The organism is Sporolactobacillus caesalpiniae, from assembly GCF_040513385.1.
Lineage (GTDB): Bacteria > Bacillota > Bacilli > Bacillales > Sporolactobacillaceae > Sporolactobacillus.
The window spans coordinates 193583-214511 of the sequence record NZ_JBEVCB010000007.1; the positions used below are offsets into that span (position 1 = coordinate 193583).

General features: G+C 43.1%; 18 protein-coding genes and 1 riboswitch. All 18 genes read right to left on the reverse strand.

Annotation, left to right across the window (positions count from 1 at the left end; all coding sequences use genetic code 11):
* Positions 1 to 140 precede the first annotated feature (140 nt).
* The gene (locus tag ABWW58_RS15140) at positions 141 to 1301 is read right to left on the reverse strand and encodes a GNAT family N-acetyltransferase (protein ID WP_353869904.1); all 1161 of its coding nucleotides are present in this window, start codon (positions 1299 to 1301) and stop codon (positions 141 to 143) included.
* A 27-nt stretch (positions 1302 to 1328) separates the two neighbouring features.
* Positions 1329 to 2021 (reverse strand): PIG-L deacetylase family protein, encoded by a 693-nt coding sequence (locus ABWW58_RS15145; RefSeq protein ID WP_353869905.1) that lies wholly within the window; start codon positions 2019 to 2021, stop codon positions 1329 to 1331.
* 66 nt (positions 2022 to 2087) lie between these two features.
* A complete protein-coding gene (locus ABWW58_RS15150; protein ID WP_353869906.1) occupies positions 2088 to 3161 on the reverse strand; it encodes a M42 family metallopeptidase in 1074 nt (357 codons plus the stop codon).
* Positions 3162 to 3420: 259 nt separating this feature from the next.
* Positions 3421 to 4704, reverse strand: coding sequence for a metal-dependent hydrolase family protein (locus tag ABWW58_RS15155; protein WP_353869907.1), 1284 nt, complete (start codon positions 4702 to 4704; stop codon positions 3421 to 3423).
* 144 nt (positions 4705 to 4848) lie between these two features.
* On the reverse strand, positions 4849 to 6465 hold the full coding sequence (locus ABWW58_RS15160; RefSeq protein ID WP_353869908.1) for an L-serine ammonia-lyase, iron-sulfur-dependent, subunit alpha: 1617 nt from the start codon (positions 6463 to 6465) through the stop codon (positions 4849 to 4851).
* Entirely contained in the window at positions 6443 to 7618 is a 1176-nt protein-coding gene (locus tag ABWW58_RS15165) for an amidohydrolase (protein ID WP_353869909.1), read from the reverse strand. The genes ABWW58_RS15160 and ABWW58_RS15165 overlap by 23 nt, the downstream gene beginning before the upstream one ends.
* Before the next feature lies 1 nt (position 7619).
* Positions 7620 to 8363, reverse strand: coding sequence for an amino acid ABC transporter ATP-binding protein (locus ABWW58_RS15170; RefSeq protein WP_353869910.1), 744 nt, complete (start codon positions 8361 to 8363; stop codon positions 7620 to 7622).
* Positions 8360 to 9076, reverse strand: a complete 717-nt coding sequence (locus ABWW58_RS15175; RefSeq protein ID WP_353869911.1) for an amino acid ABC transporter permease — start codon at positions 9074 to 9076, stop codon at positions 8360 to 8362. Before ABWW58_RS15175 ends, ABWW58_RS15170 begins: the two co-directional genes overlap by 4 nt.
* A gap of 28 nt (positions 9077 to 9104) precedes the next feature.
* Positions 9105 to 9938: a transporter substrate-binding domain-containing protein gene (locus ABWW58_RS15180; protein ID WP_353869912.1), complete on the reverse strand. Its 834-nt coding sequence runs from the start codon at positions 9936 to 9938 to the stop codon at positions 9105 to 9107.
* Between the two features lie 194 nt (positions 9939 to 10132).
* Positions 10133 to 10237, reverse strand: a riboswitch (SAM riboswitch).
* Positions 10238 to 10368: 131 nt separating this feature from the next.
* Positions 10369 to 10566, reverse strand: coding sequence for a hypothetical protein (locus ABWW58_RS15185; protein ID WP_093672572.1), 198 nt, complete (start codon positions 10564 to 10566; stop codon positions 10369 to 10371).
* Positions 10567 to 10696: 130 nt separating this feature from the next.
* Complete coding sequence (locus tag ABWW58_RS15190; RefSeq protein WP_353869913.1) at positions 10697 to 11137, reverse strand: VanZ family protein; 441 nt, start codon at positions 11135 to 11137, stop codon at positions 10697 to 10699.
* Positions 11138 to 11296: 159 nt separating this feature from the next.
* Positions 11297 to 13066, reverse strand: a complete 1770-nt coding sequence (locus ABWW58_RS15195; protein WP_353869914.1) for an SH3 domain-containing protein — start codon at positions 13064 to 13066, stop codon at positions 11297 to 11299.
* Between the two features lie 233 nt (positions 13067 to 13299).
* Entirely contained in the window at positions 13300 to 14244 is a 945-nt protein-coding gene (locus ABWW58_RS15200) for a hypothetical protein (protein WP_353869915.1), read from the reverse strand.
* A gap of 89 nt (positions 14245 to 14333) precedes the next feature.
* Positions 14334 to 16373 (reverse strand): DEAD/DEAH box helicase, encoded by a 2040-nt coding sequence (locus ABWW58_RS15205; RefSeq protein WP_353870021.1) that lies wholly within the window; start codon positions 16371 to 16373, stop codon positions 14334 to 14336.
* Positions 16374 to 16456: 83 nt separating this feature from the next.
* Complete coding sequence (locus tag ABWW58_RS15210) at positions 16457 to 17710, reverse strand: plasmid pRiA4b ORF-3 family protein (RefSeq protein WP_353869916.1); 1254 nt, start codon at positions 17708 to 17710, stop codon at positions 16457 to 16459.
* A 366-nt stretch (positions 17711 to 18076) separates the two neighbouring features.
* Complete coding sequence (locus tag ABWW58_RS15215; RefSeq protein WP_353869917.1) at positions 18077 to 18238, reverse strand: hypothetical protein; 162 nt, start codon at positions 18236 to 18238, stop codon at positions 18077 to 18079.
* A 153-nt stretch (positions 18239 to 18391) separates the two neighbouring features.
* A complete protein-coding gene (locus tag ABWW58_RS15220; RefSeq protein ID WP_353869918.1) occupies positions 18392 to 19372 on the reverse strand; it encodes a nuclease-related domain-containing protein in 981 nt (326 codons plus the stop codon).
* 559 nt (positions 19373 to 19931) lie between these two features.
* Positions 19932 to 20918: a C-terminal binding protein gene (locus tag ABWW58_RS15225; protein ID WP_353869919.1), complete on the reverse strand. Its 987-nt coding sequence runs from the start codon at positions 20916 to 20918 to the stop codon at positions 19932 to 19934.
* Between the last annotated feature and the right edge of the window lie 11 nt (positions 20919 to 20929).

The following is a 20929-nucleotide window of genomic DNA, read 5'->3' on the forward strand; positions in this document are numbered from 1 at the left end:
TTTCTAATTTTCTCATAGTTTAGTCGTAGAGTCTATGACTTATTGACCAATAATTTCCTTAAAATGATCAATGACACATGCATATCAAATAGAAAAAAGAACCTTCCACTTATTTAGAGAAAAGTTCTTTAGTCATTTTTTCAAAAACGATCAGATTGCCAGAATCCATAGGACGTTCTCGGGAAAAGCAATGCATACTGCTCATGATCCAGCGACGTTCCGACAAGTACATCCTTTATAAAATCCTCTGGCTTTCTCTCAATCAGGCTTTGACAGATTAACGACCCACCAGGAGTTTTAATCGCTTCCGCTCCATTTGCAAAATGAAAAATAACCTCTTCCGATCCGCTTCTGACAAGAATCGCCCCATCTCCAAAATCTTTAGATCGCTTTAAGAGTACAGGTTGTATTTTTTTGCAGAATTCACGAAACCGCACAACTTTCCACATTGTTCCTGAGTACTCTTCAGAGCGGGCACCCCATTTATTAAAAAGTGTCTGCAGAAAATGCTGTTCTGAAAACGGAACGCATAAACTCTGAACGTTGGCACCGATCGTCTTGATCCGATTGATCAAGGAAAGCGTTGCGCCTTCATGTGCCGGCAAGCAGCAGCATTCGACCAGCTCAACTCTGCCTTCACCTGTCACTTCATACCTCAAATAGGCAACGAGCCTATCACCGTCAAAGGCATTTAGAAATTTTTCATTTCGTTCTTGCCGCCATTTTACTTGACCACGCCAGTATTCATCGCTTCGAACCACAGATCCCACCTGAGAAGCACAAAACACCTTGTATACATGCTGCACCTGTTTCAGATCGCGCTCCTCAAGTTCTCTAATTCTATAATGATTTGGCACTTCAATCTTCGGGAGCTCATCCACATCCAGCAGCAAGCGATTTACTCGGAACGTATGCCACCCCTCTTTTTCATAAAAAGAGTTGATTCCGGTGAACAGAAGTGATAGATCATAGCCATGATCAGCCATCCACATCGTTTGATGCTTCAGAATTGTGCGGATCAAATGCTTGCCCCTATATTGAGGGAGAGCGGCAACGTTCCCGATACCGCCGCATTTGAGGACCAGACCGTTATACGAGAGTAGGAGCGGGAAAATTTGAACAGCTCCAGCGAGCTTCCCATTCACTCTAGCGATCCATGTTGTTTCACGGCTGCATACAGGATCAAGTCGAATCCTTTGTTCGAAGAATGCTCGACTCTTCGGAAAAACATTCGACCACAAGTCCAACGCCTCGTCCAATTCTTTATCCTGATTAATCGGCCTGATTTCAATTGTTTCCAAACTCTCCCCCCCTTCTCGTAACACCTGTTAAATCAAGAGATCACTATCGTGCAGCTTATGAAAAGATTCAAGATACAAATCCTGTTCATTGCCGCCTTCCAAACGTATTCGATTCAGAAGCTGCTCTTTAAAGGAGCCGCCGCCAAACTGACTGGCATGCTGCTCCGCTGATTGAACTTTCAAATGGAATGTTTCACGGATATCGACCGAATAATTAGGCTCCTCGGGATTGAAAAGATAGGTCTCCTGGGGCTTTGACGGTTCAATTCCTTCTTCCAGATGTTCGGGATAATAGCAGAAACCGTCCGCCAAATAACCGGCCTCGGAAGCAACACGCCCAATCGTGATATGATCAGAGTGAACATCATATTTTTTAAAAGGATCAAAAGTAAACAAAATGTCCGGATTTTCCAATCTAATGTTCCGAAACACCTTCTCTTTTAGTTCTGCTTCTCTAGCAAACAGGGTTCCATCGGAAAAATTAAGCCAGCTCACAGTAATTCCAAGCACATTGGCAGCTCGCTCCATTTCAGCCCGACGGATAGCCGTCACCTGTTCCGATGTTTGCGCCCGATCGTGCGTCCCTTTATCTCCATTTGTAGCGATCACCACAAGTACTTTGTTCCCTTCTCGCACCAATCTAGCTAAAGTACCGCTTAGAAACGTTTCATCATCTGGATGGGCAATAAAGGCAATTACTTTTTTCCCCTTGACTCCCAACTTCTTCCCTCCTTCTTCAACGGTCTTATTTCATTTAGCCATTGCCAAAATGCTTAATCTTTCATGTTAGAATCCACCTATGGTTTCGGCATCCAATGATTTAAGAAGCTCTGTCACTAAATTCAGTGTCGATACATAATCTTCAAAAGCCACATAACAATAGGGGGTATGCGCATAGCGTACCGGAACACCAACCACAACGGTAGGAGCGCCTTGATAGAGATTTATCACGGCACCGTCATTTCCTCCGCCCGTTCGCACCGCTCGTTGTGCTTTAATAGTGTGCCGCTTAGCAGTATCCAAACAGTATTTCTGGAATCGTGGATTGACAATGATCGATGTATCGAGATCACGCAGCATCGGCCCCCGTCTCATTCCGGTCTGAATCATGTAGTCCGGCATGAACGTGTCATCCGCCGGCGGACCCTCAAGAACAATGGATAAATCCGGCTGAATTTTCCGTACCGTCACCTGAGCGCCTCGATCACCGACCTCTTCCTGGGCAGATAAAGATCCGACAACATCCACACCAAGCTCAAGGCCGTCAAGTTCACGCAAAACATCAACCATACACGCTGTTCCAATGCGATTATCAAAAGCCTTGCCAAGCAGCAAATCCTTGTCTTCCAAATAGTCACAGGTCACATCCGGAACAACCGGAGCACCAATATCAATTTTGAAATCGTGCGCCACTTCTTCCGCCGAAGTCGCGCCAACATCAATCGCCATATCGGCAATTTGCGGAACTACCTTACGCTGCTCCGCTGTCATGAAGTGGGGCGGCGTACTGGAAATAATCGCCGGAATATAAACACCGTCTCGATTACGCACGCGAACTTTATGAGCAGGAATGTTCACTGCCGCCCAGTGGCCAACCATGACGAATTGCAGCATGCCATTTGGTTTGATCGCCTGAACCATGAACCCGACCTCATCACTATGCGCATCAAGCTGAACAATCGGCCTTTTGCCGCTGTTCCCATTCCTCTGTACGTACACATTGCGCATATGATCTTCCTCAACTTTGCCAAATGGCCGTACCGCATCCGAAAAAATAGCGGTAACTTCATCTTCAAAAGCTGAAACCCCGTTTGCATTCGATAATTCTTCAATTAGTTTCAGTGATTGCTCTTTATCCATAACGTCGCCCCTTAACTAAATCACACATTGTTTCTATTATAATACACCATGATTACGAAGTGAGATGACAGTGCCGCATTTGAATTTGTTTCGACTTATAGTTATTCAGAGCAACCTACATGACATGAATGACTAGGCTGCTGTTCACTCACAATCTTTTTCTAATTAGAAACGTTCATCATAGCTTTTTATCTAACAAAAAACAGGCTCAAAATCAAGCCTGCGCTTCATATTGCTTCTACATTTACTTATCGGTGACTCACTGTATCTCAATCTCTTCTTTTTTTTCACTAACTTCTTCGCCTGTTTTTCGAATATCTTTGACAATCTTGCCGTCCTTGATAACGGTGACTACGTTTTTACGATCCTCGACAATATGAATATCGCGGAGCGGATCTTTGCTTAGGATCACGAGATCAGCCAATTTCCCGGTCTCGACGGTTCCGAGTTTGTCATCCCAGCCCATGCATTCGGCTGCAACTTTCGTAGACGCGACGATCGATTCCATCGGGCTCATGCCAATCGCGCACATCAAACCCAGTTCCTGCAAATTCTGTCCATGAGGCATAACCCCAGAATCCGTACCCATAGCAATTTTTACTCCGGCCTGATATGCCTTGGCAATGCTCTCATGGTGAATACCGACCACTTCCTTAGCCTTCTCCAACGAAAACTTCGACATATGTGCCACATCTTTGGCTGCTGAGACACCGGCGAGCAGAGTAGGGATGAGATATGTCCCGTTTTCAAGTAAAAGCTCAATAGCTTCATCGTCCAGATAAATGCCATGCTCCACCGAATGAACACCGGCACGTGCGCAGAATTTGACACCCAAATTGCCTTGCGCGTGTGCCATGACTTTGCGACCGCGCAGGTTTGCCTCCTCCACAATCGCCTCTAGTTCGTCCATCGTGAACTCTGTGAATTGAGGCGTGTCGGTCGGACTCATCACTCCGCCCGTTGCATGGACCTTCACAATATCGGCACCATCTCGAATCACTTCACGTACCTTCTGTCTTACCTCGTCAACACCGTTACAAATGCCATTTGGCAACGATGGGTATGCATTCATGAACGGCATGGTCACATCAACTCCCGACGGTACCCAGCTGTCCCCGTGACCGCCGGTACTCGTCAAAGCAGTCACACTTACCTGCATGCGCGGACCGGCGACAATCCCGCGGTTAACCGCTTCTTTAACACCCGCATCTGTATAACCAGCGTCTCTAACCGAAGTAACCCCGGCATCGAGAAGATCGCGCATATGATGAACTGCTTGGAAAAATTTCAAACTGAACGGGTTTTTCAGTGCTTCCGCAATGTTGCATGGTTCAATCAAGAGATGAACGTGCAAATCAAAAAAGCCTGGAAGAATGTAGCCGCCCTGCGCATCAATGATACTGACTCCTGAATTAGGAATCGCTACTCGTCCTGCTTGTCCAACTGCCTTAATCTGATTGTCCTCCATAAAAATGACCGCGTCTTTAATGGGTTCACCGCCGTTCCCATCAATCAAAGTTCCGTTATTAATGACTGTATCCATGCAAATGCCTCCTCTTAAATAAATGGATCTCGCAATCAAAGGTCTATTTTACTTATTTTCATGCTAACACATCAGTCAATGAAGAGAGCAATAAAAAAACAGCACTGATTTCAATGCTGTTTCTTCATATAACAAATGACTTTTTTATGAAACCGGCGCGGTATACTTCAGCTTATCGCCCATGACCTCATCTTTGAGGAACAAGGCGCATTTTTGTGCGGTTAACGTACAATTTACGCCGCACAGAGGTCCGCATACGGCCTTTTGATTCTCTAGGCGGTTTCTCTCAATGGCATAGAGCACTTCGTGATAAGGGATTAATGGATCAATCCCCGAAAGCGCCATATCAGCATACATAGGTGCAGTGACCGCGGCACGAACCGTGCGGGTGAGACATGGAAATTCCAGTCCGCCGGGAATAGGATCACATGGAATCCCGATGTTCGCCTGCAATGCCATCGAAGCGGCATGCTGCACCTGCTCACCTGTTCCTCCCGCCATCCAGGTGATTGCGCCGGACGCCATCGCGCAGCAGATGCCCGATTCTCCAACGCAACCGGACTCGCCCGAGGCATGCGCGTGTGTAAATGCAATCGCGCCGAGTCCCGCAGCCACAATCAAGCCTTCCACTAATTTTTCGTGGGGAAAACCACGCGCCTCACGCACCGCTTCAAGCGCAGAATACAGATATCCGCCACCGGTTCCCATTGGGCCCGGAACAATAACAACACCGGGAATCTTCGCGTTTGTTGAATATGCATAATCCATGATTCGCGAGGTCAGCGAATCAACCAAATGGCTTGAATTCTTTTTATAACGGTTCCACTGCTTTCCATAAACTGGAAGCAGCGGTGTGTCCGGAACATTCGCATACCCCAAATTCTCCAGCGCATGGATCTGGTTAGTTAAGATACGCGCGATTTTCTCGAAGTAGGAAACAATCTCTGCCTCGCTCCATCCGGAGAAACCTTTTTCATAATCAATTGCTGTCTGAACGAAGCTCTGCTGCCGATCATGCGAAAGCTCAATCCATTCATCAACCGTTCGAAACAATTGAGGTTTACGCCCTACTGTGGTGACAACCGGCAAGAGCGCCGGAAAAAAGAGAAAGTCCTCGTTTTCAAAAAAGTGTTCCAGATCTTTTACAGAAATAGCGGATGAAAATTCAATAAAATAACCGGATTCATCCTGTTTATTTTTCAACTGTTTATGCGTGACGTATTTATCTTCGAAACGGTCAATCAGGTCGGCCACTTGATCGGCATACGCGCCATCCGGATCCTGAATCAGTAGGCCGAAGGTATCCGCCTGCCAGTGAATCGGATAGCCATTGACTTCATAAATCTCAATCATTCCGCCGCCTACAGACTGCCCGATTAATTGTCCCGTTTGACCGTCTCGGCCGATTAAGTCAAACTGCACACTCCCTTGGTAAGCGTTCTCTTCCTCCAAAGCAGTAAATTCATAAGAAATACCTTTTTTTCTTGCAAGCTTGTGCGCATCAAAGAGCCGAACATCATCAGGAGCAAAGTCCTGCAAACCACCAAGATAACCTCGATCATCCATCATATTTCCTAGATTTCTCAGATGCCGTTTGTCACTGGGATTAAATGAAATCGTCGTACGCAAAAGCGGCGATTTTATTAGATAATGCGCCACTCGGCCAACACGACTGGTACCGGCAAAGCTGCCGCTCGAACCCGGCTGCATGATCGGGCCGAACACATCATTAAAGAAATCAGGATAAAAGAGTTTCACCATCATGCGGACTCCTTTCGAAGTAGGTCTTGACCAGAGCGACAAATAAAGGAACAGAAGTCTCAAAGGCTTTGGGATCGACTTTGAATTTACTATTATGAACTGGATAAGGGGAATTTACCCCTACATTAAAGAAAGTACCGGGAATAATCTGCTGATAGCTGGAAAAATCCTCGCCACCCATGCTCGGTTCCAATTCCACCACTTCAAAGTTGTTCTTTCTTGCAACCTCTTCAACCAGTTTCGTTAAGCGACCATCATTGACCACTGCCGGAGCACCGTCCACCCACTTAAATTCACCGGTAAGTCCATTGGTGACGGCAATTCCATTGGTCACTTCCCGCAACCGCGTTTTAATTTTCTCCCGCACAGCTTTGTCGTAAGATCGGACTGTTCCTTCAAGCAAAGCGGTATTCGGCAACACGTTCCATGTCTTTCCGGATTCAATATGAGTAATCGAAACCACACTTGGCTCAAACGGACTAACATTTCGGCTGACGATTGATTGAGCGGCGACAATAAATTCACCGGTCGCGACAATCACATCATTGGCGCCTTCAGGATGAGCGGCATGACCGCCCTTCCCGTTGAACGTGACAAAAAAGCGATCAACTGCGGCATTCAGATTGCCTTCTTTCACTCCGATGACACCGGTCGGAAGCTCATCATTCACATGGAGACCAAAGATGGTTTCCACACCCTTTAATATTCCGGTCTGCACGACTTTGTCGGCTCCATGATCTACCTCTTCAGCCGGTTGAAAAATAAGTAAAACAGTTCCGTTTAACTGATCTTCAATTTTCTTTAATTCAAGCGCCGTCGCCAGTAAATTGGTTAAGTGAAAATCATGCCCACACGCGTGCATCCGATCTGGATGCTCAGAAGAATAGGACAAACCGGATTCTTCGTTGATCGGCAGTGCATCTATGTCCGCTCGCAACGCGATTAAAGGACCCAATTTTTTCCCGCCGATCTTCGCAAAGACTCCTGTCTCCAGTGGATTCGGCAAAATGTCGATGTCATGCTCTTGAAGCACTGCTCTAATCTTTTTCGTCGTCTCGAATTCATTGAGTGCAAGCTCAGGATGTCGATGAAACCAGTGAAATAATGATTCCAACGTCCGAAGCGTTTCTTTTGCTAATCCAGACTGAGTCATGTCATTCCTCCTCATAAGTCAGTTTTTGGAGAAACGCCTTGGTTCGAACACTTTTACTGTTCTCAAAAAGTTCTTTCGGATTCGAATCTTCAACGAGTTCTCCGTTCTCCAAGAAGATAATTCGGCTTGCCACACTCCGAACGAAACGCATCTCATGTGACACCAAGATCATGGTCATTCCTTGCGCAGCGATTTCCTTAATTAGATGAAGAATCTCACCGACCCATTCCGGATCAAGTGCGCTCGTCGGCTCGTCGAAAAGCATGACTTTGGGATCAACTGCAAGCGCCCGTGCAATACCCACGCGCTGCTGCTGCCCACCTGAGAGATTAGCCGGATAATCGTACAGCTTATCTCCCATGCCGACCTTTTTCAGCAAGGATTCAGCTTTCTCTTCGGCATCTTTTCGCTTTAGCTTCGAGACGATAACTAGACTCTCCGTAACATTTTCAAGCACCGTCTTATTCTTGAATAGATTGTAGTGTTGAAAGACCATTGAGCTCTGTCCGCGCAGACGCCTCACATCGTGTTTGCTGTATTTCGATGCATCAATGGAGGCATCCCCCACAGTAATCCGTCCTGAATCAGGCACTTCCAGCCAGTTTAGTAAGCGCAGAAGCGTCGTTTTACCCGCACCGCTTGGGCCAATAAGAGTCACTACTTCGCCTTGGTTGATGGTAAGATTAATAGTTTTTAAGACTTGTGTTTTTTTAAACGATTTCGTAATGTTTTCTAATTGGATCACTTGTCTACTTTCCTTTCATAGCGGCGCGCGTAAATTTCTACCTTGGAAAGAGCAAAGGCTACGATCGCACAGATCACCCAATAAATAATGGATACGACCACGTAAATTTCAAAAAATCGAAACGAACGTGAGCCGACAATTTTTGCTTGAGCCATGATATCAATGATGGATATCGTAAAGACAAGCGACGTTTCCTTAATAAGGGAAATCAGTGAATTGGACAACGGCGGAATCGCAATTCCGATCGCTTGTGGTACAATCACGCGCCGGAGCGCCTGAAGCCGCGTCATATTGACACTGTAGCATGCCTCTAATTGCCCGGCATCAACTGCCAGCAGAGAACTTCTCATGGTCTCAGACATATAAGCCCCCGCATTTATCGCAAGTGCGACAATCGCAAAAGCAATACTTGGCACACCGTTCACATCGAACGCCGTGCCAAATTTTGCATTAATTGCTTTTAGAAACAAAGGGATCCCGTAATACACAAGCATGATTTGAACCAGATCCGGAGTTCCTCGGATAAATGAAATATAGACCTTTGCGAGCGGGCTCAGGATCCTGATGTTCGCATACCTGATAAACGAGACAATAAACGCAATCACAAGTCCAATCACCGCAGACATAAAAGCAATGAACAGTGTCGTAGGCAGTGCCTGCAACACCTCAGGAAACGAGTGAATCATAAATACCGGATCGAAAATTTTTCCCATTAGTTTATCCTATTCCTCTAAACGTAAATTACTGTTTTTCTGCCGCTTCTTTGGTTGTATAGTCTTTGCCAAGGTATTTAATAGATAATTTCTCCAACGTGCCGTCTTTACGCAGAGAAATGAGTGCTTTGTCGATCAATTTTTGGTATTTGCTTCCGCGATCATTTTTCACATAGAGCAAATGAATCGGACTAATTCCCAGTTCAGGAGCTGTTGTCCCGTCGACCTTAATACCAAGTTTCTTTGCCGTCAGTTTGGTCGTGATGATGCTGCTGATGGTCGCATCTACTCGTTTGGAATCAATTTCCTGCAAAGCATTGTTAATATTTCCATCAGTGTATTTTATCTTTATTTTATTGCCATTTTCTTTATTGAACTTTTCCAATGCGGTCGTTGTGTTCGTTCCAACGCCAGCCGCCACTTTTTTGCCAAACAGATCCTTTAGCGATTTAATGTCCGTTCTTCCCGCTTTATAGATGATTTGCGAACTTCCGTATAGATAAGGCTGTTTAGAGAACAAATATTTCGCTTCACGTTCCGGGTTCTTTCCGAGGTCACTGGCAATAATGTCAAATTTTCCCGATTCAAGCGCGACGAAGATACTATCCCAAGCCGTAGGAACATACTTGAATTTGAGCGACGGTACCTTTTTATCAACCGCCCTCATCACAGCAATATCATAGCCATCAGCTTGACCATTCGATTTCACATAGTTATAAGGAGGGTATGCGCCTTCTGTTCCTACATTAACGGTCGTGACCTTCACCGCTTTTTTCTTATCAGACGCTGCGCTATTCCCGCAAGCTGTTACGGTCAGTAAGAGAATAAATACCAGCAAGGATGCAACCAATTTCTTTTTCATTGTTCTTCCCCCAATTTTTGTCTGTTGGTTCATTTAATTATTATTCCTATAAATTTACTTGTATTATGCCATCATGCATGTACAGCTCATGGTGTCCCTTCTCCCTAGTTAAAGTTTGCGGCAGTTCAAAAATAAAAACGATTACTTTTCTTGAGTGCAAGAAAAATAACCGCCGCTGCCGTCCGACTTTATTTTTCTTATCTCTCAGAATCGATCTGCTGGATTTAACACCGTGCATCGTTTCCCATGCTGGTTGTTGGGGTTCATTGGGCCAGTCCCTCCCCCACTCTTGATAAGAATTATTTAATTGGTGTATTGAGTGTACGAAAAATTAAACAGATAGTCAAGACTATTCCATAGTATTTCAATGAGTTTTATTTGTTATGAATAAAAAACGTCACTGATTTGTTGAAAAAAACCATATGTTTCTTTATTCAGAATCAATCTCATCGCCGAAAATGCCCTTCAAATGCTCATCGAAGTGTTCATGAATTTTCTTGAACTTCTCGTCAAATTCCTCTTGCGTGATGATCCCTTTCTCCATCAGCAAATAAAACAACGCCGTATTCCGTTCATAATTCAGCACTGCCTCTGATCCGAGTTCGGTGATCAGTTCATCATTGGTCATGTAAAAGCATCTCCCTGTGATCTAATGTCCGGAGCAGGATTGCCCTACTTGTACTATGAACGAAATTGTTCGCCGGCATACATATCCTCTCGGAAGTCCATGTTCCGTAATGATTCACTACGGTTTCATCTCATCCACATTCTTCACGCTGAACAAACCGATAAAGCATGTAACCCAAAACAGCACCGGTTGTATTGAGAATCACATCGTCAATATCAGTCATACGGTTGGGCAGAAAAAGTTGAATCCATTCAATGGTCGCGGAAAAAAGTGCACCCATAAAGATCGCATGAGGCCATCTGAACTGTGGATACTTCATGGTCAGAAAAAAACCAAAGGGAAGAAACAACAAGATATTTCCCAGATCATCAATGATAAAATAGAATAGAGAAGCTGATTGAACGTTTTGAAAGATCACTAGTGGATTTAAATTAACGTTAAAGCGCTGGATAGGCGTGCCGGTAACAGTTCCGGTGTGGATGACTCCATGCGGAATCAATGTCAGGTAGAAGACAAATAAGATGGATAAGGTCAATAGTATGTTTGCAATAGCCGTCTTTAATCCTTTCACACCGCACACCCTCTTTTCCAATTCTTTCGAACCAAGTTCTTTGATCAGACTGTATATGGTTCAATTCTAATGAATTGCCGCACAGCATTCAAAAGAAAAATCCCCTACGTGTGCAGCGGAAGCATCCGCAACATACAGGGGATCTGAATTCATTAATAATTACAATCCATTAACTGTGTAATACCAGATATCCTTGTCAACTGCACCGACAACACCGGATGAAGTCCCATAGCTCGTGTACTGCCAGATATCTGCTGTAAATCCAGGTCCAAGATAACTGTCCTTGCCTCGATAACGGGAAAGCCATACGAGGAACTTAGAACTTTGATTTTTTTGCGATTCAACAATCTGAGGGAGATCTAGTGAATTGTTATAGAATGACAGTCCTGAATAGATTCCCAGTTGATTCATACCGTTCGCACGCATCTGAGCTAGAAATGCAAGTACATTTTTAGTAAGTTGATCCTTACTTACGCCATTCGTTGTTTCAACATCGAGAAATAAGTATTGGATCTTAGCTCCCTTATTTCTCGCATTGTTAATGACGTTAATAAAATGAGAAGCTTCGTTTCTTGCTTCATCTTCATTTGTTGCCCGGAAGAAATAGTATGCATGGACATTTAAACCAATTTTGCTTGCTGAAACTGCGTTTGATTCAAAATAGGCATCGTCAAAAAATCGGTTGCGGTCTGTTTTATAATCAGGCCCTTCTGTCGCCTTCACAATGATAAAACGATTACCTGCATTTTTTATGGCATTAACATCAACAGACCCTTGATAATGCGAAATATCTACACCAAAATCGGATGTACTCGTTGTAGGTGGATTGAAATGGTTTAAATCTGTTTCTAAATACTTTTTATCTACAAATCCAACAAGCGATTCATACTGAATTTTTCGCCAATCTCCACTCTGACCAATCACGTTTACCTTTGTCTTTTCTCGAAGTGTTCCAATCACTGCTGCATTTTTGAGCGGTTCTTGAAAGACTTTCAATTTGTCATACCCAATGTAAGCCTGATAAACAGTAATAGGTTGAACATCATATGAAAGAGGCTTTGTCGTGCTCAAGTATTTCTTTTGTACATAACCCTTGATGCCATTTCGAATCACTTGAGCATATTTATTCCCATAACCAGTAACACTGACCTGATCTGTTTTTTTCATCGTACTCAAAATGTTGTAATGCACACTCGCATTATCGCGAATTTTCAACGTATTCGATGTGACATAGGCATTGTAGGATCGGAAAGCTTGTGAATTCAGATGAATGTTCTGCACATAACCGGTCTTACCACCATAACTGATCAGTGCATATTTATTGCCCTTGCCTAGTACCGTAACCTTATTTCCCATCGCTAAAGTACTCTGCAGAGTATAGTGAACACTCGCTGCACTACGGACTTTTAATGTGTACGAAGTGACATAGGCACTTAACGATTTGAACTTGCTCTTGTTCAAGTGGATATTTTGAACATAGCCGGTCGTGCTGCCATATTTGATCAGAGCATACTTATTGCCTTTGCCTAATACTGTAACCTTGTTCGCCATGTTCAGCGTACGCTTCGTTGAATAGTGAACGCTTGCCTTGCTGCGAACCTTTAGCGTATAAGAAGTAACATAGGCGCTGTAGGACTTATATTTGCTGCGGCTCAGATGCTGGGTCTGTACATAACCCGTGGTATTACCATACTTAATTCGAGAATATTTTCCATATTTACTTGTGACCGTGACTTTATTGCCCATATTCAGTGTGCGTAATGTTCGATAGTGAGTGCTCGCCTTGCTGCGGACTTTCAATGTGTACGAAGTGACGTAGGAACTGTACGAAGAGCTTGCTTGCGCGGTACCACTTGTAAAGCTCAGTGACAGCGCAACCAAAGCCAATGCCAAAAGGCTGGAAATCAAATGTCTTGCTTGAAGCTTCACTTTTCACTCTCCCTTTTTTTTGTTGAAACCTCCCGTGCTTCAACTCATTGTTACAAATCTGAAAAACTATGTACTCTATTAAAATAGCACTTTTCTGATAGAGAGTGTATAAAGAATAACAAACTGAAAAGGAAATGTAATAAAACCTCACCGGTTACAGAAAGAAAGCAAGTGGGGTCTTTGAGTTAGTCATTTTGTTCGAGGAAATCTATTATTTATATCGAGCCACTCACCTACTCAAATGTCTGTGTAATAAAATTATAGTAAAGAGTTCGCAAATCGCGTTCGGCACGAAATGAAAGTTCTATATCATACTGCAGCATCGGGATAAAATAGATGATGCCGTGATCGAGTCTGATTTCTGTATGACCCTGATACTTTTTCTTGATCTCTTCAACTTGTTTCTCCATTTCAATCTTAATCGCTTTCGTTTTTGCAGTAATTTCTCCGACTTTTTCTTCACTGATTCCCTTGCGCGCGCTCCTGTGTTCGTTTTCTCTCTCTAATTCGCGATAATAATTTTCAATCCGCTCCAAATCTTTCTTCAACTGTTTTTCACCCAGGTGCCGCTCCGGGCGTCTCGTCTCCTCTAATTCCAAGCTACGGCGCGCCGCAAGAAATGCCGTCTCGATTTTTAGATCCTGCGGAACAGGCTCATCATATAATGGATCCGATTGATAGAAAATTCGACTCTGCTCCCGTTTCATCGCATCTGATCTTTTTCCTGTGATGAGATTCATCCAGATCTGATTTGAATGCTCCTCCTTCTCATCCGACACATAAGTAACATGGAATTGAAAAACGGCCCAAGCGGCCATCATTGACCGCTCATTTATAATCGTAAGCCTGCTCCGCTCATTCTGAAGAAAATCGGTCATTTTCTTGATCGGATTAGCGAGTTGCCGCCGTTCCACTTCAGCAAAACGAACCGCACAAACAGTCTTTTCATCGACAATTTTTAAAATCTGATCAAGGATAAAGCTTCCAAAAGTCACAAATTCAGATTGAGGATGCTCTTCAGCAACCTCATAGTCAAAGACCAGTTCAAGTTCGGTTTTATTTTGAAAATTAGGTTGGTAGGATTCGGGAATCAAAACATGACAAAGAGCATACTCTACCGGATCAACCACACCTCCGATTGCTTCAATCACATTGGTTACAAATTGTTGCAGCTTCATGGTCAATCCTCTTCTCCTCGTACTGCCACTTTTATCTGTCAACATTACATCACTTAAGCGACCCACTTCATCTACTTGATGGAATTAGTTTAAAAGAGACGATCATCCAATTCCTTCTGTTTTAAAAGTTGTTGCTTGTTTTCAAAAAGTCGGTCACCTATCTTTTCCATGCCTTTTTCTATATCTTCTTTGGTATCTGCCTTGACCCAATTCTCCATCATCAGGTCAGAGAAAACCTCCTCGCTTTCAATGTCGCCGAGAATAGCATCCACTTCACCGACAACAAGTTCAAACATATTGATTTTCCGATCGAGCAAATCCAAAATATAGTGTTCAATTGTGTCCTTTGCGACCAGGTTATAAACAAATACATCCCTCGTTTGTCCAATGCGGTGGATTCTTCCGATACGCTGTTCAATGGCCATCGGATTCCAAGGTAGATCATAATTAATCATCCCGTGACAGAATTGCAAGTTTCGCCCCTCGCCGCCGACTTCCGTGCTGACAAGCACATCCGCCTGTTCTTTAAAGAAAGCCACCTGTTCTTCCTTTTCCATACGCCTAAGTCCTCCATGAAATTCTGCGACTTTAAGTCCATGCTTTTTCAATAAGCGCGTTAGAAAAATCTGTGTAGTTTTATATTTTGTAAAAACAATCATTTTATCGCCAAACCGGCTGAGTATTTCCAATAACTGTTGAATCTTCGGATTTTGATTGTCTTCTTCAGCCATAATCATTCGCGCTCTTTCTACAAATTTAGCAAGTGCCTTTCGATCGAATACAGACAGTTTTGGATTTTCAGCAAGCCGTTCAAGAGTCGGCAACATCGATGTAAAGGCACTGCCCATCTGTTCCTGAAGATTTTTTAGCTGGAATCGACTGATCGAGGGAGACTGTTCCCGATATTTATTGCGAATAAACGTACTGAGATCATCATACAATTCATGCTGTGCATGGGGCAGTTCAACAGTGGCCGTGTACGCCTTCCTTTTCGTGAACCGCACATCGACATTACTTCGCTTGTTACGTATCATCACGTCGGATAGTAAATCCTTCAACCTGTCCGAATTTTTCACTTCAATGCCATCCTTGCTGTCAATGAAATTACGTTTGAAATATCGATAAGTCCTTAATTGGCCTGGTTTTAACAGTGTAATCAGATTATACAATTCTTCCAAATGATTCTGAACCGGCGTTGCGGTGAGCAGAAAAATATACTTTTTATTGATCGCATTCACGAAGCTCCAAGCCTGCGTTTTGCGGTTTCGCAAATGATGCGCCTCGTCAACGATAACCAGATCATAATGCTCGTTAGCTATCGCTTGTCTGTGTGGCTGCCTTTTCGCGGTAGACAGCGAAGCGATGATTTTCTTGTAATGAGACCATGCTTGCACGCCCATCTTCTTAAAATTCGGATCGTCTGCTTTAATAAAATCTTGATTGAATTTACGTTTCATTTCATTTTCCCACTGTTGGACAAGTGAAGGCGGCGTGAGAATCAGCACTTTTTTTACCAGCCCGCGCATGATGTATTCAAGCATAGCCATACCCGCTTCAATCGTTTTCCCAAGGCCAACTTCGTCACTTAGCATAACTCTGCCTTTAAATCGGTGAAGAATCGATTCCACTGTGCGCGTCTGGTAATCAAACGTTCGGATCTCATTGATGTAGGGCAGACAAACCAATTGATTATCGTTCGCACCAACGAGAAATGCCTGTGCCTCCTGATAAAATTGGAACCAAATTTCCGGATCTCCTCGAAACCCCTTTATTGCCGCCAATGTTGTTCCATCCGCTTCGTTCAACGAATCGCGATCATTCTCCTGTGGCAAAGTCTCATAAAGCGGCGAAGAAACCCGAATCACGCCGTCTGTTGTCTGAGAAATGAATAAATAGGCCGCGTCATAAGGAGAAAAAAAGCCCTTAATTCCGCGTCCCTGCAGCGTCCCATCTTCCCAATTTATCTTGAATTTCCTTAATGTGCCCTGATCATTAACCATCTCAAAGGACTCATCCGATTTCACACCTGTTTTTTTATAAAAATCGCTGAGTACCTTGTCCATTTCCATAACATTAAGATCAAACAATTCACGATCCATTTTAAATAGGTATTGCTCCAAATGTATCACCATCCATGAAATACAAACCTTGTGTTTTCAGTTTAACAGATTATTAGTGATAGCAATATTGGAATCCCCTATTCGATAATGTATCACCACGCATACTGATCAGGAGCCTGACCTTTAGACTCACAAACCAGAGCGTCACACGTTTCACCAGGGACAATTTTCACGACGTCTATGGCGAACGTCCATTCATCACCATAATCAAAAAGATACATAAAGGATTGTCCCTCATAAAGATGCAAGCTATCAATGGTTACCTGAGGCGTATGCGGTCCCTGATTGTCCATCGGAGCATAGATCCCATTCCTTCCATACTTCCTGCCATCCATAAAAAACGCATACAAATGATCATTATCAAAATCAAAGGCACTTTGAATCACCATGTGAAGTTGCTCCATCGTGCAAGATCCGGATAGTTGAATCTTGCGCCAGCATGACGGTCGAAGTCGGACTTTAAATACATACGCTGAAACCTTCTGATCATCAGGTTTCACCTTTTCACCTAAATCAAGATTTAGGTTGCCTGCAAACAGTGGAACAATTTTTGCATAAAATTGTTCTTCGGTGACCCTCTTTTCCTCATAATCTTCATCCGGCTCGTTGCGCTCGCTGTTCGTAAAAAGTGGATCTAAAAAAGATGGGGTGTCATCATATGAGGCATAAACCCACGTCTCTTCTAGAGGAAGCGCCAATCTTTTAAAAAGTGACGTCAATGTAATGTTTCGCGGACATATTCTTAGCAAAGATTGTGTCTGTTCTTTCTCAACATCGCGTTCAAAAGACCACAGCCCAAAGAACTCGAAATAATAGAGATAAAATCCAAATTGCACAAGCATCTCTTTACTATCCGAATGCGCATTCACATTTATTTTTTCACCTGCAGGATAGGTGGTCAACTCTTGAAACAAAAAATCAATATTATCCGGTCCACGATGATGCTTCCCGCCTTGCGTCTCATCCCAATCGACATCAATCCAAAACGTCTTAAGCAGCAATACATACTGTTCTTCCGTTGATTTTTGTTTAAATTCATCCGCATTTTTCTTTTGAAGCACAAGATATCTTGCCGATCCTTGACTCATTTTGCGTAGTAATCCCAGTCCATTTGCAAGCTGAAAGAACAAATGCAGAGCCGGATAATCCAATTGATTCGCTGTTACCGGAATCTCCGGCTTTGGATCCTGCACGAACCCGTAAGCAGCTATCAAATCCTTCCGCTGCATCGCGCCCCTGCTTGTCAGCTTTACCTGATGTGATCCGATATAATCCAGAAAGTTGAGGAAATCCGGAATAATTGATACCGACGTACAATCATTAATGCATATCTTTGAGTTTGACATTTTTCCCCTTCTCAATAACTAGAATGATACTTATAAACTAAAGGAAAATAGTGAAGATAGCAAGATTATTCATGAAAAAGAGAAATACGAATCATCCTTCAAACTAGAGTAGAGCGAAAGAAATCAGAACCCTAATCTCAATTTAGATAGTCAGATCCGGCCATATAACTGATCAATTACTTTTAAATTTCCTTCTTCTTCTCCACGTCATCAATGAATTTAAGAATAGCTGAGCAAATAGAACTGATCCAGATCCAGCTTTGTACGAACGGATTCAATTTTCTTGCAAAAATGCACAATAGTCCATAGACCGGCATCATCCGGCTGATCAGAAAAATAAGACCCCAACTGGTCGTAAAAATAATTTCAATTCCTAGGGAGCACATCCTCAAAGGGTTCGAGATAGTCGTGTGTCATGCCGGGACCACCGTGCATAAGCAGTACTTTTATCGGGCTTTCACCCACCTTACGCGTCCAAACATGAAACCCTCCATCAATTTCGATAACATGAGAACCTTGATTGACCACAATTATTTCCTCCTTGTCGAACTCAGTTTTCTAGGAAACAATGTGACAAACCACAAATTCGTCTGATAAATCAGAATAAAGCAACAGATAGTAGCGATTTACTATTTTTATATCTTTTCAAAACACTATTGTTCCATTACTCGAAATAATTCTTTATTTCCTTCTTTCTGAACTTGATAAATAATACATTCTCGCTCTTGTATTACCAGAATGGTTTGGGTGAGTTGTTTGAAGTAGATATTTTGAGGTTGAGGAGGAGGCTAGTTGCAGAAATTCTTTACAATCCTGAGTTGTAATTTTTGAACCCATTAATAGTCGATAATCACGAAGCGCACGAAGGTAAGCTTTGGGTGATGTTTGCTGACAGCTTGGACACTTCCAATTTCGGTGAAGTCGAATCATCGGAATGCATTCACAATAGGGACATTGCACACCTTTGATTAATTCTTCAACGCTCACAGACCCATCACCAATAAGATCCAGTGTTTTGGGATGATGGTTCTTCAAAAGCTCTTCTGAAACGGATCTGAGCATCTTTGATGAAATAATTCTTGTAGTCATTCTACTATTGATAGCTGCAACTTTTTTCTTCATTTGCGAACTACGGATCACTTTTTGTTCCTTATGATTATTCGCATTTAAAAATCGGATAAAGGTGGCCGGACTAGCGAAAACAACTAAATCTTCAACCGGAATCTCAGGAAGGTAGTCGCAGTGTTCTGCAAGCCAATCTTGTAGTTGTCGGCTTAGCATTTCTGACTGAACCGTTGGATCTTGAAATACTTCTCGTTTATTGTTGAGCGTTCGCGTAAGACTGTGCGATAGAAAATCAAGTGTCAATGTTCCTGCAATATTTTTGACTTCCAGTATTAAAATGAATTTTGCCGTGAGGACTAGATAATCAATTTGAAAATAGTGGACGCCATTGAATAAACGGAGATCGTGAATTGTAAGATAATCTTTATCAGGGAGCGATGCAAGTATGGGTTCTAATAATTTTTCGCCTTTGAATCCGGTCCAATATTTTTTGTATTGCGCCTCGAGATCATTTCTAAGTTTACTAGGGGGCAATCTCCGTACATAAGCTTGATATTGTTCAATATAGAATGGTAATTCTACAGGCTTAAGAAACATACATCGACTTCCTTTCTAATTTTCATTTCAATGATTAAATTCGACTTGTTTAGAGATATCTCCTGCACAAAATGAACAATGGTAAGATCAGATTTTGCTAAATTGATTTTTCAGCAGGTTAACTGAGTATTCAGCAGGTTAGCGATTTATTTAGCAGGTTAGACGATTATTCAACAGGTTAGCGATTTATTTAGCAGGTTAGACGATTATTCAACAGGTTAGCTCCGTATTCAACAGGTTAGCGATTTATTTAGCAGGTTAGCTGAGTATTCAACAGGTTTAGCGATTTATTTAGCAGGTTAGCTGAGTATTCAACAGGTTAGCGATTCATTTAGCAGGTTAGCTCCGTATTCAGCAGGTCAGCAGTTTATTTAGCAGGTTATCTCCGTATTCAACAGGTTAGCAGTTTATTTAGCAGGTTAGCTCCGTATTCAACAGGTTAGCCGATTTATTCAACAGGTTAGCTCCGTACTCAGCGAGTTAGCTGGAATTGGACTTTTCGGTAAATATCGCTCATTTGTCTACCACACCTTGCCGGAATTTATAGTGCTAATGATTCCTATTGAATCTTGTCATCCCGATTCACTAAATTAGCCGGTTTTTCATTTTTGCTCAATCGCTGTACGAGTTGTTCCAAGGTAGTCTTCCGTGCATCATAAAAGGAATCTTCGGAGACAAAGGCTGAGTGCGGGGTAATGATCGTATTTTCTAAAGCAAATAACGGACTGTTTTCCGTCGCTTCATCTTCAATGACATCAACCGCTGCGGCTTTGATTTCTCCTGTTTTTAATGCTTTTGCCAGTGCCGCCTCATCAACGACCTTACCGCGCGCGGTGTTAACCAGAAAGGCATCCTTTTTCATCAGCTTCAATTCTCGTTCGGAAATGAGATGTGTGGTCGATTCCAGAAGCGGACAGTGCAGCGACAGAATATCGGATTGCATCAGTAACTCCTCAAATGTTTCGGCTTTATAGACGCCGTATTCTCTTAAGAAGGCCCCTGTTTTTGTCGGAGCATAGGCAAGGATCTTCACCTTCAGCGCGTGAAGCATCGGTATCATCGCTTTGGGAATGCTTCCGAAGAAATAGAGTCCAACAGTTTTGCCTGTCAGCCGGTGTGTCTTATAGCCATATAACGGATCCCATTTTCCCTGTCGCACCAACCGATCGAGTAGTGTGATTTTCCGGGTCAGATCAATCATCAGCCCAATCGTATGAAGCGCCACTTCCTCCGAACAAAAACCCGGGCAGTTGGTCACACACACGCCAAAATTAGTCGCTGCTTCGACATCCACGTTATCGACACCGATCGCTTGAAGTGCAATTATTTTCAAATTCGGCAATTGCTCCATAATTTCCCGGGTAATTTGCTGATATTCGACAACAACCCCATCTGCCTCTTTCGCATAGTGAGCAAACGACTGTACGCTGTCATAATCTTTGATTTCAATCAATTCTAGATCCTCAATCCCCCACTCACGTAACAAATTATGTTCATAATCCAAGGTATCGTCGATGTTATAGTAAAGGACTTTCTTTTTTGCCATAACCTCAGTTC